Here is a 24099-nt window from a genome sequence, read left to right on the forward strand (position 1 = left end):
ACCTTGGCTGGTGCCGTCATTTGTTTATGGCGCACCAAGTATTTCGGAGACCCATTGCGGCACAATCTCGGTGGCCGGGCCAAAATGCGCGCTATCAAAGGTGCCGGCGGTGGTGGACGGCTCCAGATTAAGCTCCAAAGTTTTGGTGCCCACTGCATGTGCCTCGGCCACAAACCCTGCCGCAGGGTAGATATTGCCGGACGTGCCAATGGCGACAAACAGATCGGCGTTCGACAGGGCTTGGTAAATCTCGTCCATGCGATACGGCATCTCGCCAAACCAGACGATGTCGGGGCGGGTTGCCGTTCTGTTGCAGGAGGGACAAAGATCGTTGGGTGACATTTCTTGTGGCGCCGTCCAACGGTGGTCGCAGGCGGCACAGAGCGCGCCTGACAATTCGCCATGCATGTGGATCACCCCTGTGGTACCGCTGCGTTCGTGCAGGTCATCCACATTCTGGGTGATGATGGTCACTCGGTCCGAATGCTCTGCCTGAAGGCGTGCGAGCGCCGCGTGCGCGGCGTTCGGTTGCGCACTTCGGCAATTGGTGCGGCGCGCATTGTAAAATTCGTGAACAAGGTCAGGGTTGCGCGCAAATCCTTCCGGGGTTGCCACCTCGTTCAGATCATATTTGGTCCATAACCCATCTTTGTCGCGAAATGTGCCCAACCCGCTTTCGGCGGAAATGCCTGCACCGGTCAGGATGACGATATGGTTCATTTGAAACCCCCGTAAATGTCCATGGCTTTCTGGAGCAAATCCAGCAGAGCGGCCACTTGCAGTGGGTCTTCGGCGGAGATTTCCCGTTCGGCTGCGAAATTTGCCACGCGTTGGTCGCCACGGGCGACGGCTTCGACATCGCACCAGCCAAAGGCGATTTGCACCGGCGCAAGCGGCAGGGACCCGGCTTGAAGGGCCGCGCGCCCGCCCGCGACGGTCAGTGAAAATGGTGCACCATCCAGCAAGATCTCGGCCCGGATATCGTCAAGCGGACCGGCGGCGCGTTCGATGGCACCGGCGAGGATCACGGCGCGATGAGAGACACCTTCAGGATCGGTTGGGTTATCGGGCTTTGGCTGGTTGCGGCCAAACCGGGCGAGTTCGAACAGGATGCCGCGGGTCGAAAAGCCGTGTTCGGTCAGGGTGTAGAGACGGTGTGATTTGGCAATCAAGCCAGCGTCGCACAGCTCGGACAGGCGCGCAGACAGCATGTTGGAGGCAATGCCGGGCAACCCCGCTTTGATCTGCGCGAAACTGGCCGGGCCTGCATGTAGTTCGCGCAGCACATGGATGGCCCAGCGATTTCCCAACAGGTCGAGCGACCGCGAAATCGGGCAGGACATGGCATAAGGTTTCACGCGTGACATGGCGCGGTTTTGACGGCCTTGCCAATGGTTTGCAAGGGGACAAGCGACGGATGGGCGAAGCCATGCCCGTTTGCCCCGCTACGCTGATGACTTGACGAGACCCCCTGCGGTGAGACCCTGGCTTATGCCTTTGAAACGACCGATCCAGCCGATGCCGCCGGATATTCAAGTGCGGCTTCAGGCCCATGGGGTGCGTGCCGCGTATGACGTGCGACCGTCATATCAGCACAATGACTACCTGGCTTGGATCGCGCGTGCCAAGCGACCTGAAACCCGCGAGAAACGAGTGGTTCAGATGCTAGAGGAGCTTGAAGGCGGAACGCGCTACATGAAGATGAAATGGCGCGCGTGAGGCGTGGTGACAGTAGGCCCAGTCGCGGCTAGAAGAGGCCATGACTTATCGCATCCTGTTTGTCTGCCTAGGCAATATCTGCCGATCCCCCACGGCCGAAGCCGTGTTGCGCACGATTGCGGCCGAGCATCCTTCGTTGAGCTTGCATGTTGACAGTGCCGGCACCTCGGATTGGCATGTCGGCGATCCGCCCTATGGCCCGATGCAGGATGCCGCACGGACGAGAGGCTACGATCTTTCATCGCTGCGGGCGCGTCAGTTTGTGGCCGAAGATTTCACACGCTTTGACCTGATTGTCGCGATGGATGAAAGCAACCAGGAAAACATCAAGAGAATGCAGCCCAAAGGGTCAAAGACACGGGTGGAACTGTTCACGGATTTTGCCCCTGACACCGGAATGGACCACATACCTGACCCTTACTATACCCGAAACTTTGAAGAGACATTGGACCTTGTCGAAGCTGCGTCGCGTGGCCTGATCGCGGAGTTGGCGCGGTAACGGACTAGCGGCAGTAAGATGTTACTGTCAGGCCAAATTCCTTGTATTTTTTCCAGAACCGTTCGTCAGAGTTGCGGTCTGATTGGCGGAGCGCCTGACTTCTGTGAGGGTCTTTGAAGAACTTGGCAACTTTGGCACGCTCGGTGTTCGTCAGCATTGAATCGGCGACGTTCTGAATGCACCCACACAACGCGCGCGAGGCTGCGGCGCGATTTGCGCTCAGGCATGCCCGTTCAATAGACCCACCGGCAAACGCCGCTTGGCTGGGAAGTATGGCGGATATTAGCGCGAATGAGAGAAGAACCTGTTTCATCGCTGTCCTCGTCGAAATCTGCCTCGGGATACGCAGGTCTTTGGTGCCTGATTTCGGTGCATAATACACTTTTCAGTGACGGGATGCAATTTCCTGTGCGCTTCAAAGCCGCGTGATCTTGACCTTTGGCAGCAAAGCGCGCAGGTCGCTGTCGCGGCAAAGCTCGGTCGCAGGGCTCATCACGGCGGCGCTGGCTGCGGCAGTGCCGTGGCGCAGGGCATCCGGCCAGTCTGCCCCTGTCGCGCGGGCCATGGTGAACACCCCGACAAAGCTGTCACCCGCCCCGACCTTGCTGACAACCGGCACCGGTGGGGTGACGGCATGCAGCACAGTGTTTTCGGCCGCAAGTATCGACCCCTCCGCGCCAAGTGCAAGGATCACGGAACCCGCGAAGCCCTTGTCAACCACAGCACGGGCAAACCCGGCCACATCTTGCAGAGATGAAAATGACCGTCCTGCCAGCGCCTCGCTTTCCGCGCCATCAAGCCTGAGGATATCCGGCGCGGCTCCATCTTCCGTGGTCTGAACCGTCAGTGCGGCACCGGAGGTATCGAGCGTCAGAATGGCCTCTTTGCTGCGTGTGATTTCTGCCAAGGTCTTGGAAAATCCAACCGGCACGCCAGGCGGTTGCGAGCCGGACAAGACAACGTGCATACCCGGTGCAATGACCTGTTGGAGTTGTTCGGTGAGGGCCGCCAGATCGTTGTCCGTCCAGACCGGTCCGGGCATCACAAAGCGATATTGTGTGCCTGCCTTCCGATCGCTGACCGCGAGCGACAGGCGGGTTTCTCCGGGCAGTGAAAAGGCGATGGTGGGAACGCCTTCGTCCTTCAGCAGGGCTGCCATCTGCTGCCCGCGAAACCCGGCCAGTGCAACAAGGGCGGTGGCAGCGCCGCCCGTGCGACAGATGGCGCGGGCAACATTGATACCTCCGCCACCCGGATCCAGAACCGGAGCGTCGCACCGCAGCTTCTCGTCCGCGCGCACCGCATCGACGGCAGTGGACATGTCCAGCGCCGGGTTCAGGGTGATCGTCAAAATGTCGGCAACAGGATGGGGCATGGCGTCCGCAGCATGTGAATCATGATGCCAGACTAGGCGGTCAGGGAAGGCGCGGCAACGCCCTCCCCGCTGATCTTATGCGGCGCGGGCCTTGATGGTTTTGGCTACCACGTCCTGCGCGACAGCGGCGGGGCTGACGCCTTGTTTCTCGGCTTCGGACAGAATGGCCTCCATCGTGTCGTCCAGCGCGACGAGTTTCTTGGCGACCCATTCGACACGACCTTCGATTTGCAGCACTTCGGTGGCGACATTGATGATTCCACCGCCATTTGCCACGAAATCCGGGGCGTAGAGGATACCCCGCTGGGCCAACAGGTCCGCGTCGGAAGGCTTGGCCAACTGATTGTTGGCACCGCCCGCGACGGCTTTCACCTTGAGCTGCGATATGGTGTCTTCATTCAGAATGCCACCGATTGCACAGGGTGCAAAAATGTCTGCTTGGACGGCGTAGATATCATCCAACCCGACCGCTTGCGCGGCGAATGTTTCGGTCGCCGCAGTAACGCGCGCTGCGTCGATATCGGTGACAATCAGCTTGGCTCCGGCTTCGGTCAGCAATTCACACAAGTTCCACCCGACATTGCCAAGCCCCTGCACCGACACAATGCGCCCGGTCAGATCAGCATCGCCGAATTGGTGAAGCGCGACGCGGCGCACGGCGTTGAAGATCCCGCGCGCGGTGATGGGTGACGGGTCGCCCGAGGCAAAATCCCCATCCGACAAACCAGCCACAAAGCGTGTCACTTTCGCCAGTTCGGCCATGTCTGCCGGGCTCATGCCCATATCTTCCGCGGTCCAATACCGCCCCTCGCAGGCCTCGACCGCGCGGCCAAACGCGTGCAGCAGCGCCGGGGTCTTCAATGTTGCGGGATCACCGATGATCACGGCTTTGCCGCCACCCAACCGTAAACCGGCGGCGGCGTTCTTATAGGTCATACCTTCAGACAGGCGCAGCGCATCGGTCAGCGCGGCTTCTTCCCTGGCATAGGGGCGCATCCGCAGGCCACCGGCAGCGGGGCCAAGCACCGTAGAATGAATGGCGATATAGCCGATCAGCCCGCAGGCGGCATCCTCGACGCGGTAAACTTCTTCGTGGGTGGCCGAAGCCACTTGCGTGATGTTCATGAGATCCTCCCGATTTGTCGCGAATTTACCGAAGAGCAGGGGGTGAAAATCACCAAAAATCTGCGTGAAATATCACATTGTTGGTGATATAGATCGTCTAAACAGACAATCACGAGATTTTTCTTATGGACGCCATTGACCGCCGTATCATCGCAGCCCTTCAGGAAAACGGCCGTCAGAAGCTGGGCGAGCTTGCTGATTCTGTCGGCCTGTCGCCCACCCCCTGCGCCCGCCGCATCGCCGCACTGGAAGACGCGGGCGTCATCACAGGCTATGGTGCACGGGTGGATCAGGCGAAGCTGGGCCTGCCGGTCTCGGTCTTCATCTCGGTCGAGTTGGAAAGCCAGAACCGCGACGCCCTGACGGTGTTCGAACGCGCCGTGTCGCGCATGGAAGAGGTGATGGAATGCCACTTGATGAGCGGCAATCGCGACATCATCCTGCGCGTCGTCGTCGCCAACCTGAACGCGTTTGATGAGTTCATGGAACACCGCCTGATGCGCGTCGAGGGGATCCGGCGCATGCGGTCGAGCTTTACGCTAAGGACGATGGTGCGAAGGAATGTGTTGCCGGTGGGGTAGGGGGTCGTGATACACTGTTCTTCGTCTTGGAAAGCAGTTTGGAGGCTTGCATAGGACGCTATTCATGGCAAAGCCTACGTCGTCACCTGGCCTGAGCTGGACATAGGCTGGTTATGGTTATCTGGATTCACCGCTTGGATGATGACATGTCATTACTGGCGAAAATTCTAACCGGTTTGGAAAAACGATCTGAGTCCGAAAACAATGGCAACCGCGATCAGTGCCAACAACCCTTGTATAAAGCGAAATTCCCAAACGGTTAACTTTTCTAAGATTGCTTCAGTATTCAAACGTCTGTTCAGTGCTTCCCGATAGAGAGCAGGGTCGAAAACCGTTTATACTTCTCCCGACTGCACATAAATCTCTCTCTCCAAGGTTTCAAAATGTGCACGAAGTTGATTGCAATCCGAAAGATGCGAAGTGGTTTTCGGGTCTAACTCGGCTAACTGCTCTTTTAGATTTCGCCTGTTGTTTTCAATGGCTTCAATCTCGTCTTCTGCATTCATGTTCGAAACCTCTAGCTCGTGTAGTGTCGAGCCTAACTCAACGGTGCTTGACCGTCCCTCAAATCCCTATAATACGCTGCACTATGACCGACCTGAAACACATCCGCAATTTCTCGATCGTGGCCCATATCGACCACGGGAAATCCACGCTTGCCGACCGTCTGATCCAAGAGACGAACACCGTGTCCTTGCGGGACATGAAAGAGCAGATGCTCGACAGTATGGATATCGAGCGGGAACGCGGGATCACTATCAAGGCGAACACCGTTCGGATTTCATACACCGCCGACGATGGCGAGACGTATGTTCTGAACCTGATCGACACGCCCGGCCACGTGGATTTCGCCTATGAGGTCAGCCGCTCGATGCGCGCCGTTGAGGGGTCTTTGCTCGTCGTGGACTCGACCCAAGGGGTTGAGGCGCAGACGCTGGCCAATGTGTATCAGGCCATTGACGCGGATCACGAGATTGTGCCGATCCTGAACAAGATCGACCTGCCTGCGTCTGACTGTGACCGGGTGGCGGAACAGATCGAGGATGTGATCGGTATCGACGCGTCCGGCGCCATTCAGGTGTCCGCCAAGACCGGGCAGGGCATCCACGAAACGCTGGAAGCTATCGTGCAGCACCTGCCCGCTCCAAAGGGTGACGCCGACGCGCCGCTGAAGGCGATGCTGGTGGACAGCTGGTATGATTCATATCTGGGCGTTATCGTCCTGATCCGGGTGATTGACGGCAAGCTGAAAAAGGGCGAGCGGATCCGCATGCTGTCGACCAATGCTGTCTATCCGGTGGACAGGATCGGCGTGTTCACCCCGCAGATGGTCCCGATTGACGAACTGGGGCCGGGCGAGATCGGCTTTTTGACCGCCTCGATCAAGCAGGTGCGCGACACGCGGGTGGGCGACACGATCACGCACGAAAAGAAGGGCACCGACAAGGCGCTGCCGGGGTTCAAACCTTCGCAACCCGTGGTGTTCTGTGGCCTCTTCCCGGTGGACACGGCAGAATTCGAAGACCTGCGCGACAGCATCGAAAAGCTCGCGCTGAACGATGCGTCTTTCAGCTATGAGATGGAGACCTCGGCAGCACTTGGCTTTGGCTTCCGCTGTGGCTTCCTTGGCCTGCTGCACCTTGAGGTGATCCGCGACCGGATCGAGCGTGAGTATGACATTGATCTGATCACCACCGCGCCCAGCGTGATCTATCACATTTATATGCGCGACGGCACGATGCACGAGTTGCACAACCCCGCCGACATGCCCGACCTGTCAACGGTTGATCACCTGGAAGAGCCGCGCATCAAGGCGACGATCCTTGTGCCCGATGAATACCTGGGCGACGTGCTGAAACTGTGCCAGGACCGGCGCGGTATCCAGCTTGACCTGACCTATGCCGGGTCGCGCGCGATGGTTGTCTATGACCTCCCGCTCAATGAAGTTGTGTTCGACTTCTATGATCGCCTGAAATCCGTAACAAAGGGTTACGCGAGCTTCGATTATCAAATGCTGGGCTATCGCGAGGACAATCTGGTCAAGATGTCGATCCTTGTGAATGACGAACCCGTCGATGCGCTGTCCACCATGGTTCACCGTGACCGCGCCGAGACGCGTGGCCGCGCCATGGTTGAAAAACTGAAAGACCTGATCCCCCGCCACATGTTCAAAATCCCGATCCAGGCGGCGATTGGCGGCAAGGTCATCGCGCGCGAGACGCTGTCTGCCCTGCGCAAAGACGTGACCGCGAAATGTTATGGCGGCGACGCGACCCGGAAGAAGAAACTGCTGGAGAAGCAGAAGGCCGGTAAAAAGAAAATGCGCCAGTTCGGGAAAGTGGACATTCCGCAAGAAGCGTTTATTTCAGCGTTGAAGATGGATAATTGAGACTGAAAAGGGCCGCATCAGCGGCCTTTTTCATTCAGTGCGCGGCAGCGAATTGCGCAGCAAATCGCGTGCGCACCCCCTCGCGGCTCTTTCGGTGCCATTGCCCATATCCGATAAAAGATTTCTGCCCGATTTGGAATGCTGACCTACGGGAGGTCCGGGCAATAACCCTCCGTCCGGTCGATAGACCGGACAGCGCCCGACCCGCCCCCATGGGCGGGCGCTTCACGCCCACCCACGTGCCGGGCGCCAATCATCCTATGACGACCTGTCCATTGGTAAAATACGTCTGCCGATGATAAAGGCAAAGATGCAGCTGATAATAGAACATATCTCCAAGAAAACTGAAGGATTGAGAGTAGTATGGCTAAAGGTCATAACAGAAAAGCAGAACGCAATTCCGAAATCATACGTTGTCACTATGTGAACGGCGAAACATTTTCTAGCATAGCTAAACGGTTGGGTGTGAATTATTCCCGTATGACGGAAATAGCAAAGAATGAACGCGAACGAATTTTACGGTTGGTGGATGAGGAAAACCCAATAGGTTCAGTCGCATCTGAATATGACATCCCGTTGGATAAAATGATCGAGATGATCGGTTCCTTTCGCGATAGAGAAGAAGCGCGGCGTGCCTTTAGGGAAGAAATAGAGAACGCGACTATCCGAGATCGGAACGACCACGAGCTAGAGTTTGGTGTTGGCTTTGCGGTTTCGCTCCTATCCTGTTTCTACTCAGGGGGAAATCTTGACAGTTTAGCTGAAGAATATGGAATTGGTTACGATACTTTAAATCGGCACTTGGGAGCGTTACTTAGAGTTCTAAAGTAGAATGATAAGCCAATTATGGTTTCAAGTTGCGGTATGACTGCGAAGGCTGCTGCCCCCATTGATTCGCGCTCCCTCGACCAAACGAAATGACAGCCCCTTCCGTTCCACCCCATAGCTTCGTATACGGACACCACCCAACCCCGGAGCCCCCATGACCTGCCCCCTCTGCGCCTCAGACGCCCCTCTTTCATCCTTCCCTGTTCCCGGCGGACCCGCAGACGCTTCGGTTGATATCTGCGCCACCTGTGCCGCTCAGATCGACGGCACGCCCGAGGCGAACCACTGGCGGGGGCTTGCGTCCTCGATGTGGTCCGAAGATCGGGCGGTTCAGGTCCTCTCGGTTCGGATGTTGAAGCGGATCGCCGCGCCTTGGGCGCAGGATTTGCTGGATCAGGTGTATCTGGACGATGACACGCAGACATGGGTCGACAATCAGGCCGCCGCGTCCCGGCACAAGGATGCCAACGGCGCGACATTGAACCAAGGCGACAACGTGGTGTTGATCAAGGACCTGCCCGTGAAGGGCGCGGGGTTCACGGCAAAACGCGGCACTGCGGTGCGCGGGATCAGCCTTGTGGCCGACAACCCCGAGCATATCGAGGGCCGCGTTGAAGGGCAGCGCATTGTTATTCTGACGCAGTTCGTGAAGAAGAAGTAGGCAGGGCGGGGTCTGTCGGCTATGTCGCCCGGCAAGGAGGCCCCTGATGCGTTCACCGCTTTTCAAGATCGTCATGACATTTTATGGGATCATCGGGTCCACGCTGGCCTCGGTTCTGGTTGTGATCGCGCTGGTCAACGGCGTGTCCGGCCTGTGGCCCCTGCTGGGCGCAGCGGCGGTCGGGTTCGTGGTCGGGTTGCCGGTGAGCTACTTTGTCGCAAAAGCAATGCTGGGCGACTGACCCAGATCAAAGAGGCGCGGCGGTGCCGAGCGCAGAATACTTGCGTATTCGTGAATGTATCGAAGGAGAATGCCATGTTCCGTCTCGCCGCCGTCATCTATATCCTGCTCGGCGCAACGCTTGCCGGGATTTTCATCATCGCGGCGCTGACCGTCGGCATGGATACCGCCCAGCCCATCATCTATGCCGCCGTTGCAGGCTTCATCGTCGCGCTGCCGTTGTCGTGGGTGGTCGCCAAGCAAATCAAAGGCTGATCGGTCGATTTGCGGTTGAAAGGAGGGCTATGCCGGGGGTAAGCCTTCGACGTGCGGTCCCGTAGCTCAACTGGATAGAGCATCTGCCTTCTAAGCAGAGGGTTGCAGGTTCGAGTCCTGCCGGGATCGCCATTACCTCTTGCGCACTGGTGCCCCGCCTTCAAAGCAGTTTTCGTCCGTGTAGCTGCATGGTGCTTCTTGCGGTTCAAGATGCAGGCCGTCACCGGAATAGGGGTGGGCGCGCATCAGCGTTTCGTCGGGTTCGATCCCAAGCCCCGGCGCGTCGGGCGCGATGACGAAACCATCTTCCCAGCGCAATGTGTTGCCAATCAAGGCAAGGTGGAAGTGGCCGCCCCGTTCGATGGTCTCAACCATCAGAAGGTTGGGGATCGAGGTGCCAAGGTGAATGTTTGCGGCCCATTCGATTGGGCCAGCATAGAGGTGGGGAGCGATGAGGGCGTTGTGCACTTCGGCGATGGCGGCGATTTTCTTGGCTTCCCATATGCCGCCGACGCGTCCGAGGGCGGGTTGCAGGATGGAAGCCGCGCCTTGGCGAAGAACATCGGCGAATTCGGCCTTGGTGGTCAGGCGCTCTCCGGTCGCGACAGGAACGGGGCTGGCGCGGGCCACTTTTGCCATTTCGGCAATGTTGTCCGGCGGAATCGGTTCCTCGAACCACAGCGGTGAATAGGGTGCGATAGCCTGCGCCAGACGGATCGCGCCGCCTGTGGTGAACTGCCCATGGGTGCCAAACAGAAGGTCGGCCTTGTCGCCAACCGCCTCGCGAATGGCGGCGCAAAACGCGACCGAACGCGTAATATCGCGCATCGCGGGCATGTGACCTGAATGGATCGTATAGGGTCCGGCCGGGTCGAATTTCAGGGCAGTAAATCCCTGCGCCACACGGGTTGCAGCGGCCTCGGCGGCCATGTCGGGCGAGGTCCAGAACGCGGGCAGCGGATGGCCGGGATCGGGATAGAGGTAGGTATAGCTGCGCAGTTTCTCGTTCATCTTTCCGCCCAAGAGAGCCCAGACAGGTCTGTCGCGGGTCTTGCCCAGAATGTCCCAACACGCGATTTCAAGGCCAGAAAACGCACCCATGACGGTGGGGTCGGGGCGTTGGGTGAACCCGGCGGAATAGGCGCGCCGAAACATCAGCTCGATGTTCTCGGGATTTTCGCCCAGCATGTGGCGGGCAAATACATCTTCGATGACTGCGCGCATGGCGTTGGGGCCGACAGCTGCGGCATAAACCTCGCCCCAACCCACAACTCCGTCATCGGTGGTCAGCTTGACGAAAATCCAATACCGCCCGCCCCAGCCCGGCGCGGGTGGCGAGACGACGAAAATTTCAAGATCTTGCAGGTGCATGAAAGCCTCCTAACGGCGATCAAAGAAGATGACATTGCGCCGGGCCGCGCCGGATTTTGTGTCGGCGATCGCCTCGTTGATCTGATCCAGACGCCAGCGTCCCGAGATCAACTCGTCCAGCTTCAACCGACCTTGCTGGTACAAGTCTATCATCCAAGGAATGTCCCGTTGGATCACCACATCGCCCATCTTGCTGCCCACCATGCCTTGGCCGAGGGCGGCAAGGATCACTGGTTCGTACTGGGATAGACCGCCGGAAGGGGGCATGCCGACCATCACCACCTTGCCACCGGCTGCAAGATAGCGCGGGGCGCTGTCATAGGCCGGGATCGCGCCGACTGTGACAAGCACCGCATCCGCCCCACGCCCCGCAGCTTTGAAGGCTGATTTCCAGGGTGCTTCCGTGGTTGCCAGAACGCCGTCGGTTGCCCCGAACTCAATAGCGGTGTCCAACTTGTCTTCGGTCATGTCGACGGCGATGATGCGCGACGCCCCGGCAATGCGCGCGCCTTGAATGGCGTTCAGCCCGACGCCGCCAGCTCCGATCACCACCACGACTTCTCCGGGGCGAATATTGGCGGCATTCACGGCCGCCCCCACGCCGGTGATCACGCCACAGGCCAGAAGTGACGCGACATCCATCGCCATTTCGTCGGGTATCCGAACCACTTGGCTTTGCTCCACAACCACACGTTCGGCAAAACCGCCGGTGGCCATGGCCTGATGCAATTTGCCGCCCTCTTGCGTTTTGATCGGCCCATGATCACCGTCATAGGGGGTTGTGCAGGTCACAGGTGATCCCGACGCGCAATTGGAGCAGGACTGACAGGCACGGATTAATGTCACGACGACCGGTTCGCCCACTGACAGACCCCTGACGTGATTGCCCAACGCACTGATACGCCCGGCGGCTTCATGACCATAGACAGCGGGTAACGAGCCGCCCCAATCGCCCTGCATATAGGTTATGTCGCTGTGACAAATGGCAACCGCGTCCAATGTCACTTCGACTTCGCTGCCTTCAGGTGCACGGATAGAGATATCTTCGACCACAAGGGGTTCGCCAAACGCGTGACAGACGGCGGCTTTGATTGTGTCCATCTGGACCTCCTGAACATGATTACCGGCATGGTGGCGCAGTTCGGGGGTGATTGCCAAGCGCCAAAGCACTGCCCTGCGCAGGCAAAGCGATGTGGCGGGTCAGATGTGGCCAATGCTGATCAGGAACTCGGACAGCAGGCGGGCGAACTCATCGGGGTTTTCCACCGGGGGCATGTGACCTGCCCCCCGGATCAGACGAAACCGGGCGCCGGGGATCAGACCCGCCGTTTCACGCACCAGATCGGCAGGGGTCGAGCCGTCTTCGGACCCTGCGATGACCAGCGTGGGCAGGCGCAGCCGGGCGGTGCTTTCGTAAAGATCGGTGTCTGCAACCGCTGCCATACAGCCCAGATACCCGGCAAGGGGTGTGGTGCGCAGTCGGATGCGGGCGGTCTCTACGATTTCGGGATGGTCACGATGGGTCGCACGGGAAAACCAGCGTTGCATGTTGGCATCAATCACGGCGTCGATCCCACCCTCGCGCACTGCCTTGATCCGGTTCGCCCAGATGGCGGGCGTGCCGATCTTGGCGGCAGTGTTCGAAATTACCAAACCGCGCACAAGGTCCAACCGTTCAGCGGCCAGCCCTTGCGCGATAATACCGCCGATGGACAGGCCAACAAACACGCAGTCCTTCACACCCAACCGATCCAGACAGCGCGCGGCATCGCCCACCAAATCGCCCATAGGATAAGGGTCATCAGGGCAGGGGCTTTTGCCATGGCCGCGCATGTCCATCCGGATCAGGCGAAGGCTTTGCGGCAGCTTTGCCACCACAGCGTCCCACATGGTCAGATCCGACCCAAGTGCATGTGCAAAGACCACGGCAGGGCCATCCTGCGACCCGCTTTCGACGACATACAGGTTCAGGTCGTTAACATCAGGGATGATGATCATCCGCGCTTCTGATCCTCATCCCCGCGCATGGTCAGATAGGCCATGATCTGCCCATGGTCCGACGCCAGCTTGTTATATGGTGCCTCTGGGTGCGAACCATCGGTGATGTGGTCGTTCAGCACACTGAAATAGGTCATATCCGCGATGCGTTGGACATTGTCGGGGTGGAAGTGGCGGCTGAGATAGATCTGGTCGATGCTTTCAAACACCCCGGCAAAAGCCGAAGTATAAACCATATCACGCAAGGATTTTCGCACAAACAGCTTTTCGGCAGAGTGGAGGCGAACAGCCTCGACTTCTCGCGTGATCTGAATGCTTTCTTCTTTTGTATAACGGTCGCGGTCGGATTCTGCATCGTGTCGTAACATCCACGAATAGTTCTTGAACGGCACCTCGCCCGAGATGATTTCTGAACTGACCGCGTGTTCGCCATCGTTGAAATCGCCCAGAACCACGACCGGATTGTTCTGGCGCAGTTCCTCAACGATGAAGCTGCGTAGCACCCAAGCCTCGGCCATGCGGCGCATGGCAGCGCGCGCGGCACCCAAAGCGCGCCCAACCGGGTCATAATTGGTCAGGTCTTCTTCGGGGGCAAAACCTGCGCCGGGCGGACGGATAAACTCGCCTAGTTTCGATTTCAGGTGGCAGTTGAAAACGGTGACAACCTGATCGCCGATCGGAATGCGGGCGCGCAATACAGGGCGAGACAGACGCCGAAGCGTATAATGACCCGCCTCGCCCTCCAAACCCCGCAGGGCGGTGAACGGGATAGTCAGAGGCTCTGGCAAATCCTGAATGACTTGCGGGGGTTCGGAAAATCCGAAGCGGGACAGGATCGCCACGCCCGGTCTGCGTTGGCCGGGACCTTCGTCTGCCGCGTTTGGGGCGAAAGCCAAATGATCCATATCCCAGGGCCGGATCGCCAGTTTGCGAAAAATTGCCTTGCGGTGATAGCCCTTGGATTTGTCCGGTATGGTCGCCGCGTTCAGGGCTGCGGTGCGCTTGTTTGCCTCTCCAACTACATCGCGCAGCGCATCTTCTTCGAATATTTCCTGAAAGCCGATGATGTCGGCATCCAGCGCCATCAACTGATCGGCCATCCAGTCACGTTTCCACGCGTATTCCTCGGGCGTGTAGCTTTGAAACTCGTAATATTCCTGATCCGGTCCGATCAGGTTCTTCACATTGAACGAGGCGATGGTGAAATCAGTCATTTGGTCCTCCGATCAGGCAAAACGGGTCAATGCGCCCGCAAAGACCGGCCCGTCAACATTGCCACCGGACACAACCGCGATGACAGTGTCACCTTCGATCCGATCGGCGTGAAACAGGGCGGCCGCAAGCGCCACCGCCGCACCCGGTTCGATGACGATCTTCAGGCGGTTGAACGCAGCAGACATGGCGCGCAGGCAATCCTCGTCGGGCACGGACAAGCCGGAGCCGCAGAGGCGTTTCAGAATGGGAAAGGTCAGATCGCCCGGCGATGGGGTGATGATGGCATCACAGATCGACCCGGACAAGCGCGGGTTGCGTTCGATCCGCCCCGATTGCAGCGAGCGGGCGACATCGTCGAACCCCTCGGGTTCGACCGGGTGTACCCTGAAACCGGGCGCGTCTGCTTCCAACGCCAGCGCGATGCCCGAGGTCAGTCCGCCCCCGCCACAGGGAACCAGCACGGCGGTCTTTTCGATGCCGATTGCGCGGGCTTGGGTAGCAATCTCAAGCCCGACCGTGCCCTGCCCGGCGATCACGTCGAAATTGTCGAAGGGCTTGATCAGGGTCAGTCCGCGTTCGGACGCCAATTGCGCTCCGATTTGGTCCCGGTCCTCACCTGCTCGGTCATACAGCACAACCTCGCCCCCCAGCGCACGGGTGTTGTCGATCTTCTGACGCGGGGCGTCCGACGGCATGACGATGACCGATGGTGCACCAGCCGCCGATGCCGCCATCGCGATACCCTGCGCATGATTGCCCGATGAAAAGGCAATAACGCCTTGTTTGCGCTGTGCGTCCGACAGTTTCGAGATCGCATTCCATGCGCCGCGAAACTTGAAACTTCCCGTATGTTGCAGGCATTCGGGCTTCACGAAAACACGCCTGCCAGCGATGTCGTCCAGGAAGGAAGATGTGAGCAGAGGCGTGCGACGCACATGCCCCTCAAGGCAGGCGTTGGCGGCACGGATATCGTCGATATTCACCGCAAATCCTCCAACCACTCGTGAATCGTTTCCAACGCTTCGGGTTCGTCCAGAAAAGGAACGTGACCACGGTCCGCAACGCGTCCATAGCGAAGGTCGGGGTTTCGGCGCCGCATCTCTTCGACGGTGCCATCGTTCAAAATGTCCGAGTTTTCCCCGTGGATCAACGCCACCGGCAGACCTTGCAGAGCATCGAAATAGGGCCAGAGGTCGGGCGCCGGTTGTGCGCCTGCTTCCAGAACAGCCTCGCGCAGGGCTGGGTCGTACCGGTTCTTCAGCCCGGTTTCGGTCTGCGAATACAGGTGACGCACTTCGGCGTTCCAACGCTGGGCCGGGACATTTCGAAAGCCCGCTGCTTCCATGATCTGGGCGCGTGCTTGGGCTGCGTCTTTGTAAAACCGGGCGGTTGGCTGGCGGCCTATGAAGCCCTTGATATAGTCCAGCCCGCGCGGGTCGATCACCGGGCCGATGTCGTTCAGGCACGCCCCCAGCAAACGGTTTTTCGCGGCAACGGCGATCCCCATCGCGATCAACCCCCCGCGCGATGTGCCAAGGATCGCAGCCCGATCAATGCCCAGATGGTCCAGTAGCATCAGCGCGTCGTCGGCTTCCTGCGGAACGGTGTATGTCTGATACGGACCCCAATCCGACGCACCACGGCCGCGATAATCCATGCGGATCAAGCGGATACGTGACAGATGTGGGGCAACAAAATTGAAATCGTCCGAATTGCGGGTCAGCCCGGACAGCGCCAAAACCGGCAGCCCTTCGCCTTCATCCCGATAGGCCAGCGTCAGGCCATCCCGTGCGATAAAGTTGTCCATATCCGTTCCCCGTCGAAACTTGTTTGCGCCAGTAAGCACCGGTTGGGGAAGGGGTGCAAGCAGAAGGCGTCGATGTCACCAGACCAAAACACTCGCCAAAGACGGCGGGTGTTCGGCAAGTCAGATAATGGTGATTTTCCGGTCAGAGATTCTCAGGCTGGGGCATCCCAAGCACATGAAAACCGCAATCGACGGTGATGATCTCGCCGGTTGTGCATGCGCCATATTCAGACGCCAGATAAACCGCAGTTCCCCCAATGCTTTCCAGCGTCGCGTTCTGCCGCATGGGCGAGTTTGCTTCCGTATGTCGGAACGTCTTGCGCGCCCCGCCAATGGCCGCACCCGCAAGCGTTTTCATCGGGCCAGGGGAAATCGCATTCACGCGGATACCATCGGGGCCAAGGTCGTTGGCCAGATAGCGGACCGACGCCTCCAGCGCCGCCTTGGCCACCCCCATGACGTTATAGAACGGCGTCACACGGTTGGACCCGCCATAGGTCAGGGTCAGGATCGTGCCGCCGTCCGTCATCTTGGGCGCGGCGCGGCGCGCAACCTCGATCAAGGAATAGCAACTGATATCCATCGAGTTCTTGAAGTTTGCGCGGCTGGTATCGACGAACCGGCCCGTCAGTTCGTTCTTGTCGGAATAGGCAATGGCGTGGACCAGAAAGTCGATACTGTCCCACTTGGACCACAGCGCATCGAATCCCCTGTCCAGCGCGTCGTCATTGGTCACATCCATATCAACCAAGAGATCAGACCCGACTGATGCCGCCAGTGGCTGAACACGTTGTCCGAACGCATCGCCCTGGTACGAAAACGCAAGCTCTGCACCTTCATTTGCCATCGCCTGCGCGATGCCCCACGCGATTGAACGGTTATTGGCAACCCCCATGATGAGGCCGCGTTTTCCTTGCATAAGCCCTGCCATGTCAGTCCCTCAATTCTGTTTCAATCATCAGTCGCGATATTTGCTTAAAAGCATCGAGCCATTGGTCCCACCGAACCCGAAACTGTTGGTCATCACAGTATCTAGCCCGGCGTTTTCGACAAGTTCGGTGGCAATCTCGGCGGGTTTGATGGCTGGGTCCAACTCCTCGACATTGATCGAAGGTGTGATGAAATCATGTTCCAGCATCAACAGGCAATACACGGCCTCTTGTGCGCCGGTGGCGCCCTGGCTGTGGCCCGTCATCGACTTCGTCGAGCTGATGGGCGGGGTTGTTCCCTCGCCGAAAACACGCCGCACGGCTTCCACTTCTCCGACATCACCAACGGGGGTCGAGGTGCCGTGGGCGTTTATATATCCCACTTTTCGCGTATCAGGCAGGGATTGCAGGGCAAGCCGCATTGCACGTTCGCCGCCTTCACCCGACGGGGCAACCATGTCGTGGCCGTCCGACGTGGCACCATAGCCGGTGACTTCGGCATAGATCTTCGCACCGCGCGCTTTTGCGTGTTCAAGGTCCTCCAAGACCAATATTGCTCCACCACCTCCAATGACGAACCCGTCGCGGTTCGCATCAAAAGCGCGCGACGCCTTTTCGGGCGTGTCATTGTATTTCGAAGACATCGCGCCCATCGCGTCAAACAGGCAAGACAAGGTCCAGTCGAGTTCCTCGCCCCCGCCTGCGAACATCATGTCCTGCTTGCCCATCATGATCTGCTCGGCTGCATTGCCGATGCAATGCAGCGACGTCGAACAGGCGGACGTGATCGAATAATTGATTCCCTTGATCTTGAACGCAGTCGCAAGGTTTGCGGAGATCGTCGACCCCATACATTTCGGCACCGCGAACGGCCCGATCCGCTTGGTCGCCCCGGTTTTCAAGGCGGTCTGATGCGCGGCAAACATTGCGCTGGTCGATGGTCCGCCCGACCCGGCAACCAGCCCTGTGCGCGGGTTCACGATGTCATCCTCGCCCAGCCCGGCATCGGCAATCGCCTGGGTCATCGCGATATGCGCATAGGCCGCACCTGGCCCCATGAACCGAAGCGCGCGCTTGTCCACATGCGCGGAAATGTCGATATCGGGTTTGCCGGCAACCTGGCTGCGGAACCCGTGGTCGATCATGTCCTGATTGGCGGTGATGCCGGATTTGCCAGCCTTGAGCGAGGCCAGAACCTCGTTCTTGTTGTTCCCGATGGCCGAGACGATGCCCAGACCGGTAACGACGACACGACGCATATGCGCACTCCTTCGCGTGCCAGTGGCAGGCAGCGCCCGACACCGGAAATCCTGTTGTCCCGTCAGCTTTCCGACAGGGCGACTTTCATATCCTTGACCTGATAGATCACTTCTCCGTCGGCTTCCACAATCCCGTCAGCAACGCCCATGGTCAACCGCCGGGTCTGGATCGCCTTGGTGAAATCGATCTTGTAGGTCAGCATCTTGCGATCCGGACGCACCATGCCGGTCAGTTTGACCTCGCCCACACCCAGCGCATACCCGCGCCCCTGCCAGCCGCGCCAGCCCAGATTGAAGCCTGTAAGTTGCCACAAGCCATCAAGCCCAAGGCAGCCGGGCATGATCGGATTGCCGGGGAAGTGACAGTCAAAGAACCAAAGGTCGGGGGTGATGTCGAACTCGGCAATCACATGCCCTTTGCCATGCGCTCCGCCATCCCCTGAAATATCCGTAATGCGGTCCATCATCAGCATAGGGGGAGCCGGAAGCTGTGCATTGCCGGGGCCAAACAACTCGCCCCGCGCACATTTCAGAAGACCTTCCTTATCGAAACTCGTCGGATAATCCGCCATTCCCTCCGCCCCATATCTTGTATTTTCCTTCCCTTCACCCTCTATCACCCGGCCCAAGCCGGACGCAAGGGCAGGCGGAGGGTGAGGGGCGGGCGGGCGCGGCAGCGCAGCCACACTGCCCGATCAGAATTAATTGGCACTTTGCCGCCTCAGCCCCTATATTCAACATGGACTTTTGATCACAGCGGACGAGACGACGACCCGATGGACCAAAACGGTGACACGACCGAAGCGACATGGCTGGCAAGCGCAGGCCTGCGTCCGACGCGGCAAAGGCTTGCGTTGGCGCAGCTTCTGATTGGCGACGGTCAGCATCGGCACGTGACTGCGGAAAGCCTGTATGAGGCGTCGCGCGACAGCGATGAACGGGTCTCGCTTGCCACGGTCTACAATACACTTCGCGTGTTCTCGGAAGCCGGGCTTCTGCGCGAGATCACGGTGAATGGTGCCCGCAGCTATTTCGACACCAATGTCACCAATCACCCGCATTTTTTCTGGGAAGACACAGAAGAATTGATGGATGCGCCGGACGAGGACCTCAAAATCTCGCAACTCCCCACAGCGCCCGCCGGGACTGAGATTGCAAAGGTCGATGTGGTGATCCGGTTGCGCCGGAAATAAACGCAAACCTGTTTCTTCTGGCCAAAAATATCCTGGGGTGAGGGGCAAAGCCCCTCGGACGCGCGCACAGCGCGCGCCCTGTTCAATCAAGGCCGCTCAGGCAACGCTGACCACCTCGAAGTCGAAGATCAGCGTTTGACCGGCCAGCGCGTGATTGGCGTCCAGCGTCACGCTTTCCTCTGTCATCTCAGTCACTGTCACCGGAACCGGTTGGCCCTGTTGCCCGGTCATTTGAAGTTGCAAACCGACCTCAAGCGGAATTTCCGCCGGAATATCACCGCGCGGCACTTCCAGAAGCGCCTCTTCCTGACGCGGGCCATAGGCTTCTTCCGGGGCGATGGTGACCTGCTTCTTCTCGCCAACGGCCATACCCGGCAGGGCCTTGTCCAAGCCCGGAATAATCATGCCAGACCCGACCGTGAACTCCAACGGATCGCGACCTTCGGAGCTGTCGAATACGGTGCCGTCTTCAAGCGTGCCAGTGTAGTGAATGCGCACGGTTGCGCCGGATGTGACTTCGGTCATAAATGCCTCGTAATGTAAGGGGGGATTGGTGGACGAGGCCGCTCGCTGCGCGGGTGCTCGTGTGATGGGCCGACCCTAAAGGTTTGAAACGGGATGTAAAGGGAGGCATCTTCAGATGCCTAAAACCACTGCCCCGGTTCCATCAGCCCAAGGTCCAGAAGTTGTTGCGACGTCCATTTGAATTGGGTCGAATTGTGCCACTTGAAGCTTGAAATCTCGAAGGTTGATCCCGCATTGGATTTCAACGCCTTGGCGGTTCGAAAGCTGGCGATCGCGACCGTGATATTGTTATGCCACGGGCAGGCATAGGTATTGTATTCTTCATCGCTGAAGGTGTGGTTGGGACGCAGCTTCAGTCCCTTCTTCGCGCGAAAGACCGAGATTCGGTCGATTTTCCGGCGCGCGGTCGGAATGTGTTCCTCGAACCGCCAACGCAGCCCCCCAAAGAAGTCCAACTGACGTTCGCGCGGGGTGCCGTCTTCGTCAGGGCGACCCAATGCGTAATAGCCGGACTTGTCCAGAAAGGCATGATCCAGCGCCACAGCATTGGGATGCCGCGACAAATCGTCGGCATAAAGATCGACAACATAGGTCAGCACCGCGTCGCGGCGTTCTTCCGCATGAAAGGCCAGAAGCTCTCCGATAGACCGTGTTTCGCAGAATGGATAAAACAGATACTCGGCGTTGAAACAGTAGTAGAGCCAGATGCCGGGCGCGGCGTCGATGACTTTGTTGACCGCGTGTTCCAAAGCCCCTTCGCGGGCGATCACATAAGGGATCCGGTGGATCGTCTTCTCCAGCGCGTCGGGCAGGTCCAGCACGTCAGGAGCGAACACCAGAATCTCGGAAAATCCGGCATTCTGGTGGTGGGTGATGGTGCTGTCCACCTCAACCAGATCTTCAACGAAGATCATCGCGACAGGCCCTTTGGCCAGTGCCTTGGCACCGGTGCTCAGGAAATCTGTCAGGCCATCATACCGCATCGTGCGCTCTTCCCAACCACAGGATTCTGCGGCATCTGCGCCAAAATGCTATGAAATCAAAGCCTTTTGCAAGCGTTGCGGCATGTTCCGCTTTGCTATAGGACACGGGACCTGATCCACAGCCTTATCCAGCAGGAAATGCGCGTCATGTCCGACCAGAAAAAACTCTTCATTCGCACCTATGGCTGCCAGATGAATGTCTATGACAGCGAACGTATGGCCGAGGCGCTGGGCGCGGATGGCTATATCGAAACCGACACGCCGGATGATGCGGATATGATCCTGCTCAATACCTGTCATATTCGCGAGAAAGCGGCCGAGAAGGTCTATTCCGAGCTTGGTCGCTTCAAAGGTCTGAAGGCGGACAAACCCGATCTGAAAATCGGCGTGGCGGGTTGCGTGGCGCAGGCCGAGGGCCAAGAGATCATGCGCCGCCAGCCGCTGGTCGATCTGGTGGTCGGTCCGCAAACCTATCACCGCCTGCCACAGATGATGGCGCAGGTGGCGAAAGGCGAAAAGGCGATGGACACCGATTTTCCCGAGGAAGACAAGTTTGAACACCTGCCCGGGCGGCACGGGGCCAAGAAAGCCATGCGCAACCCGTCGGCGTTTCTGACCGTGCAGGAAGGCTGCGACAAGTTCTGCGCCTTCTGCGTCGTGCCTTATACACGTGGAGCCGAAGTCAGCCGCCCGGTTGACCGCATCTTGCGCGAAGCGCATGATCTGGTTGAGCGTGGCGTGCGCGAAATCACCCTTCTGGGGCAGAACGTCAACGCCTATCACGGTGCAGGCGAGGGGGGCGATTGGTCGCTGGCGCGCCTGATCTGGGCGCTCGACACGATTGACGGGTTGGAGCGAATCCGCTTCACCACGTCGCATCCGAATGACATGAATGATGATCTGATCGAAGCGCACGGCACATGTGCGAAGCTGATGCCCTATCTGCATCTGCCCGTGCAATCCGGGTCCGACAAGATACTGAAACGGATGAACCGCAGCCATACCGCCGACAGCTATCTGCGCCTGATCGAACGCATCCGCGAAGCGCGCCCCGATATTCTGCTGTCGGGCGATTTCATTGTCGGCTTCCCCGAAGAAGATGATCAGGATTTCGAGGATACGATGTCCCTGATCCGCGAAGTGAATTACGGACAGGCCTATAGCTTCAAATATTCGACCCGTCCCGGCACCCCGGCGGCAGAGCGTGCGCTTGTTGATGATGCAGTGGCGACAGATCGTCTGCACCGCTTGCAGGCACTTCTGACGGACCAGCAACGCAGCATTCAGCAGAGCATGGTCGGCAAAGAAGTCGGTGTGCTGTTTGAAAAGAAAGGGCGGCTTGACGGGCAGATGGTAGGTAAATCCGACCATCTTCATGCCGTGCATGTCCATGCCCCGGACGGGCAGGTCGGAGAGCTGCGGCGCGTGAAGATCGTAGAAAGCAGCACCAATTCGCTTGCGGGCGAATTGGTTGTGTAGGCTCGCCTCCGCTATTGTGTCGAATTCGTGAAGATTTTCGAAGGGGGCTTGCGCCCGCCTTCCGCACTTGGCACCATCACCCCATAGGACCTGACCAGGAGACCCCGTATTGGGATTTGAAAACCTGACCGCTGCGCCCGACGCCTCGACGGCCGAAGAAGCGCTGCTTGAATTTCCCGACAACCGCCTGTTGATCGACCTGTGCGGTGAGTTTGACAAAAACCTGACCCATATCGAAAGCCATTTGGGCGTGCAGATCGTGCGACGCGGCAATCAGCTTGCCGTGTTTGGCGAAGCCAGTGCGCGCACGAAAGCCGTCGAAGTGTTGCAAGCACTGTATCAGCGTCTGGAAAGCGGCAAGGGAATCGAAGCCGGTGACATCGACGCCGAGATTCGCATGGGCGGGTCGGACGAGGGCACCGGCACCCGCGACGGCGACCAGATGGAGATGTTCAAGGGTGGCGCGGTCGAGATCAAGACCCGCAAGAAAACCGTTGAACCGCGCACCGAGGCGCAGAAAGCCTATGTTCAGAACCTGTTTCAGAACGAACTGGCCTTCGGGATTGGCCCGGCTGGCACCGGCAAGACCTATCTGGCCGTGGCCGTGGGCGTGAACATGTTTCTGGGGGGGCATGTGGATCGCTTGATCCTTAGCCGCCCGGCGGTGGAAGCAGGCGAAAAGCTGGGCTATCTGCCCGGCGACATGAAGGACAAGGTCGATCCCTACATGCAGCCGCTTTACGACGCGTTGAATGATTTTCTGCCCGGTAAACAGGTGGCCAAGCTGATCGAAGAAAAGCGGATCGAGATCGCGCCATTGGCCTTCATGCGCGGGCGCACCTTGGCAAACGCCTATGTCGTGCTGGATGAAGCGCAGAACGCGACGACCATGCAGATGAAGATGTTTTTGACCCGGCTGGGCGAAGGCTCGCGCATGGTGATCACCGGCGACCGCACTCAGATTGATCTGCCACGTGGTGTCGATAGCGGGTTGCGTGACGCCGAGGGACTGTTGAAAGGCATCGACAAGATCGCATTCAACTACTTCACCTCGAAAGACGTTGTGCGCCATCCGCTTGTCGCCAGGATCATCGAGGCTTATGACGAGGCGGCGCAGAAAGCGATGGCCAAAAAGACAGAGCGCGAGCGGCGCGATCGCTGATATGAACGTTGAACTGGTGATCGAAGATGAACGCTGGATAGCGGCGGAACTGGACCTGTTGGCTGGTCAGGCAGCGCTGGCCGTGACCGATCATCTATCCCTGACGCCGCCCGACGGCGAGGTGTTCGAGGTCAGTCTGCTGGCCTGTGATGATACACGGATCGCCGCGCTGAATGGTGACTTTCGCAAAAATCCCGCGCCGACCAACGTTCTGTCCTGGCCGTCCGAAGATCGGGCGACCGACCAGCCCGGCGGCGCACCGCATCCGCCATCGGACCCGGAACTCGGCGATATAGCCATTGCATATGACACCTGTCAGCGCGAAGCTGCTGCTCAGGGTAAGAAATTCCCCGCTCATGTGACCCATTTGTTGGTCCATGGGATGTTGCATCTGTTGGGTTATGATCACATAGACGACAAAGATGCAGCCCTGATGGAGGGGCTGGAGGTTGAAATCCTTGGCAAGATGGGCATTTCAGACCCATATGAAGGATAACCTGCGCAAT

At 58.7% G+C, this 24099-nt stretch carries 29 protein-coding genes and 1 tRNA gene; 13 read left to right on the plus strand and 17 right to left on the minus strand.

The genetic code is table 11. The features are described 5' to 3' along the window. Positions 1-24 precede the first annotated feature (24 nt). Both AC13C8_RS08030 and AC13C8_RS08035 read right to left on the minus strand, forming a co-directional pair. Positions 25-720 (minus strand): NAD-dependent deacylase, encoded by a 696-nt coding sequence (locus AC13C8_RS08030; protein ID WP_482846984.1) that lies wholly within the window; start codon positions 718-720, stop codon positions 25-27. Then, the gene (locus tag AC13C8_RS08035; RefSeq protein WP_482846985.1) at positions 717-1367 is read right to left on the minus strand and encodes a winged helix-turn-helix transcriptional regulator; all 651 of its coding nucleotides are present in this window, start codon (positions 1365-1367) and stop codon (positions 717-719) included. The genes AC13C8_RS08030 and AC13C8_RS08035 overlap by 4 nt, the downstream gene beginning before the upstream one ends. A gap of 130 nt (positions 1368-1497) precedes the next feature. On the opposite strand from AC13C8_RS08035, the gene AC13C8_RS08040 reads away from it, so the two are divergent. Together AC13C8_RS08040 and AC13C8_RS08045 are read left to right on the plus strand one after the other, a co-directional pair. Next, on the plus strand, positions 1498-1719 hold the full coding sequence (locus AC13C8_RS08040; protein WP_482846986.1) for a YdeI/OmpD-associated family protein: 222 nt from the start codon (positions 1498-1500) through the stop codon (positions 1717-1719). 40 nt (positions 1720-1759) lie between these two features. Further along, positions 1760-2218, plus strand: coding sequence for a low molecular weight protein-tyrosine-phosphatase (locus tag AC13C8_RS08045; protein ID WP_091428423.1), 459 nt, complete (start codon positions 1760-1762; stop codon positions 2216-2218). Between the two features lie 4 nt (positions 2219-2222). Here the strand turns inward: AC13C8_RS08045 and AC13C8_RS08050 are convergent, their stop codons facing one another. From AC13C8_RS08050 to AC13C8_RS08060, 3 genes are all read right to left on the minus strand, one after another. Continuing rightward, entirely contained in the window at positions 2223-2531 is a 309-nt protein-coding gene (locus AC13C8_RS08050) for a hypothetical protein (RefSeq protein WP_091428425.1), read from the minus strand. A 102-nt stretch (positions 2532-2633) separates the two neighbouring features. After that, on the minus strand, positions 2634-3593 hold the full coding sequence (locus AC13C8_RS08055) for a 1-phosphofructokinase family hexose kinase (protein ID WP_091428427.1): 960 nt from the start codon (positions 3591-3593) through the stop codon (positions 2634-2636). A 75-nt stretch (positions 3594-3668) separates the two neighbouring features. Beyond that, on the minus strand, positions 3669-4718 hold the full coding sequence (locus tag AC13C8_RS08060) for a Glu/Leu/Phe/Val family dehydrogenase (RefSeq protein WP_482846987.1): 1050 nt from the start codon (positions 4716-4718) through the stop codon (positions 3669-3671). A 125-nt stretch (positions 4719-4843) separates the two neighbouring features. Between AC13C8_RS08060 and AC13C8_RS08065 the strand changes: the two genes are divergently transcribed. Further along, positions 4844-5299, plus strand: a complete 456-nt coding sequence (locus AC13C8_RS08065; protein WP_482846988.1) for an Lrp/AsnC family transcriptional regulator — start codon at positions 4844-4846, stop codon at positions 5297-5299. 335 nt (positions 5300-5634) lie between these two features. Here AC13C8_RS08065 and AC13C8_RS08070 read toward each other — a convergent pair whose 3' ends face one another. After that, on the minus strand, positions 5635-5805 hold the full coding sequence (locus AC13C8_RS08070; protein ID WP_482846989.1) for a hypothetical protein: 171 nt from the start codon (positions 5803-5805) through the stop codon (positions 5635-5637). Positions 5806-5888: 83 nt separating this feature from the next. Here AC13C8_RS08070 and lepA point away from each other — a divergent pair, with 83 nt between their 5' ends. The 6 genes from lepA to AC13C8_RS08100 all read left to right on the plus strand — a co-directional run bounded on the left by lepA (position 5889) and on the right by AC13C8_RS08100 (position 9804). Further along, positions 5889-7688: a translation elongation factor 4 gene (gene lepA / locus AC13C8_RS08075; protein ID WP_482846990.1), complete on the plus strand. Its 1800-nt coding sequence runs from the start codon at positions 5889-5891 to the stop codon at positions 7686-7688. Positions 7689-8051: 363 nt separating this feature from the next. Then, a complete protein-coding gene (locus tag AC13C8_RS08080) occupies positions 8052-8519 on the plus strand; it encodes a LysM peptidoglycan-binding domain-containing protein (RefSeq protein WP_482846991.1) in 468 nt (155 codons plus the stop codon). Between the two features lie 151 nt (positions 8520-8670). Continuing rightward, on the plus strand, positions 8671-9177 hold the full coding sequence (locus tag AC13C8_RS08085; RefSeq protein WP_482846992.1) for a PhnA domain-containing protein: 507 nt from the start codon (positions 8671-8673) through the stop codon (positions 9175-9177). A 46-nt stretch (positions 9178-9223) separates the two neighbouring features. Further along, the gene (locus AC13C8_RS08090) at positions 9224-9418 is read left to right on the plus strand and encodes a hypothetical protein (RefSeq protein WP_091428437.1); all 195 of its coding nucleotides are present in this window, start codon (positions 9224-9226) and stop codon (positions 9416-9418) included. A gap of 74 nt (positions 9419-9492) precedes the next feature. Then, complete coding sequence (locus AC13C8_RS08095; RefSeq protein WP_482846993.1) at positions 9493-9672, plus strand: CTP synthetase; 180 nt, start codon at positions 9493-9495, stop codon at positions 9670-9672. A 55-nt stretch (positions 9673-9727) separates the two neighbouring features. Continuing rightward, positions 9728-9804 (plus strand) — tRNA-Arg (locus AC13C8_RS08100). Here AC13C8_RS08100 and AC13C8_RS08105 read toward each other — a convergent pair. The 9 genes from AC13C8_RS08105 to fabA all read right to left on the minus strand — a co-directional run bounded on the left by AC13C8_RS08105 (position 9805) and on the right by fabA (position 18823). Next, positions 9805-11043 carry a mandelate racemase/muconate lactonizing enzyme family protein gene (locus tag AC13C8_RS08105; protein WP_091428440.1) on the minus strand — a complete coding sequence of 413 codons (1239 nt, stop codon included), beginning with the start codon at positions 11041-11043 and terminating at the stop codon, positions 9805-9807. 9 nt (positions 11044-11052) lie between these two features. Then, entirely contained in the window at positions 11053-12144 is a 1092-nt protein-coding gene (locus tag AC13C8_RS08110) for a zinc-binding dehydrogenase (RefSeq protein WP_482846994.1), read from the minus strand. A gap of 99 nt (positions 12145-12243) precedes the next feature. After that, positions 12244-13038, minus strand: coding sequence for a 3-oxoadipate enol-lactonase (pcaD, locus tag AC13C8_RS08115; protein ID WP_482847146.1), 795 nt, complete (start codon positions 13036-13038; stop codon positions 12244-12246). After that, positions 13038-14255 carry an endonuclease/exonuclease/phosphatase family protein gene (locus AC13C8_RS08120; protein ID WP_482846995.1) on the minus strand — a complete coding sequence of 406 codons (1218 nt, stop codon included), beginning with the start codon at positions 14253-14255 and terminating at the stop codon, positions 13038-13040. Before AC13C8_RS08120 ends, pcaD begins: the two co-directional genes overlap by 1 nt. Before the next feature lie 12 nt (positions 14256-14267). Next, positions 14268-15239 carry a threonine ammonia-lyase gene (locus AC13C8_RS08125; protein WP_482846996.1) on the minus strand — a complete coding sequence of 324 codons (972 nt, stop codon included), beginning with the start codon at positions 15237-15239 and terminating at the stop codon, positions 14268-14270. Continuing rightward, on the minus strand, positions 15236-16063 hold the full coding sequence (locus tag AC13C8_RS08130) for an alpha/beta fold hydrolase (RefSeq protein ID WP_091428445.1): 828 nt from the start codon (positions 16061-16063) through the stop codon (positions 15236-15238). Before AC13C8_RS08130 ends, AC13C8_RS08125 begins: the two co-directional genes overlap by 4 nt. Positions 16064-16205: 142 nt before the next feature. Then, complete coding sequence (locus tag AC13C8_RS08135; RefSeq protein ID WP_091428446.1) at positions 16206-16994, minus strand: enoyl-ACP reductase FabI; 789 nt, start codon at positions 16992-16994, stop codon at positions 16206-16208. Positions 16995-17021: 27 nt separating this feature from the next. Beyond that, the gene (gene fabB, locus AC13C8_RS08140; protein WP_091428448.1) at positions 17022-18251 is read right to left on the minus strand and encodes a beta-ketoacyl-ACP synthase I; all 1230 of its coding nucleotides are present in this window, start codon (positions 18249-18251) and stop codon (positions 17022-17024) included. Between the two features lie 62 nt (positions 18252-18313). Next, positions 18314-18823, minus strand: coding sequence for a bifunctional 3-hydroxydecanoyl-ACP dehydratase/trans-2-decenoyl-ACP isomerase (fabA, locus tag AC13C8_RS08145; RefSeq protein ID WP_091428450.1), 510 nt, complete (start codon positions 18821-18823; stop codon positions 18314-18316). A gap of 204 nt (positions 18824-19027) precedes the next feature. On the opposite strand from fabA, the gene irrA reads away from it, so the two are divergent. Beyond that, positions 19028-19444, plus strand: coding sequence for an iron response transcriptional regulator IrrA (gene irrA / locus AC13C8_RS08150; RefSeq protein ID WP_482846997.1), 417 nt, complete (start codon positions 19028-19030; stop codon positions 19442-19444). Between the two features lie 96 nt (positions 19445-19540). Here irrA and AC13C8_RS08155 read toward each other — a convergent pair whose 3' ends face one another. Both AC13C8_RS08155 and AC13C8_RS08160 read right to left on the minus strand, forming a co-directional pair. Then, positions 19541-19969 carry an FKBP-type peptidyl-prolyl cis-trans isomerase gene (locus AC13C8_RS08155; protein WP_091428454.1) on the minus strand — a complete coding sequence of 143 codons (429 nt, stop codon included), beginning with the start codon at positions 19967-19969 and terminating at the stop codon, positions 19541-19543. 119 nt (positions 19970-20088) lie between these two features. Continuing rightward, a complete protein-coding gene (locus AC13C8_RS08160; protein ID WP_482846998.1) occupies positions 20089-20952 on the minus strand; it encodes a glycosyltransferase family protein in 864 nt (287 codons plus the stop codon). 147 nt (positions 20953-21099) lie between these two features. Between AC13C8_RS08160 and miaB the strand changes: the two genes are divergently transcribed. The 3 genes from miaB (at position 21100) to ybeY (ending at position 24089) form a co-directional block, all read left to right on the plus strand. Next, positions 21100-22431: a tRNA (N6-isopentenyl adenosine(37)-C2)-methylthiotransferase MiaB gene (gene miaB, locus AC13C8_RS08165; RefSeq protein ID WP_091432000.1), complete on the plus strand. Its 1332-nt coding sequence runs from the start codon at positions 21100-21102 to the stop codon at positions 22429-22431. 109 nt (positions 22432-22540) lie between these two features. Beyond that, the gene (locus AC13C8_RS08170) at positions 22541-23593 is read left to right on the plus strand and encodes a PhoH family protein (protein WP_091428458.1); all 1053 of its coding nucleotides are present in this window, start codon (positions 22541-22543) and stop codon (positions 23591-23593) included. Position 23594: 1 nt separating this feature from the next. Beyond that, entirely contained in the window at positions 23595-24089 is a 495-nt protein-coding gene (gene ybeY, locus AC13C8_RS08175; RefSeq protein WP_482846999.1) for an rRNA maturation RNase YbeY, read from the plus strand. Positions 24090-24099 lie beyond the last annotated feature (10 nt).

This window comes from Aliiroseovarius sp. B-4 (assembly GCF_056857795.1).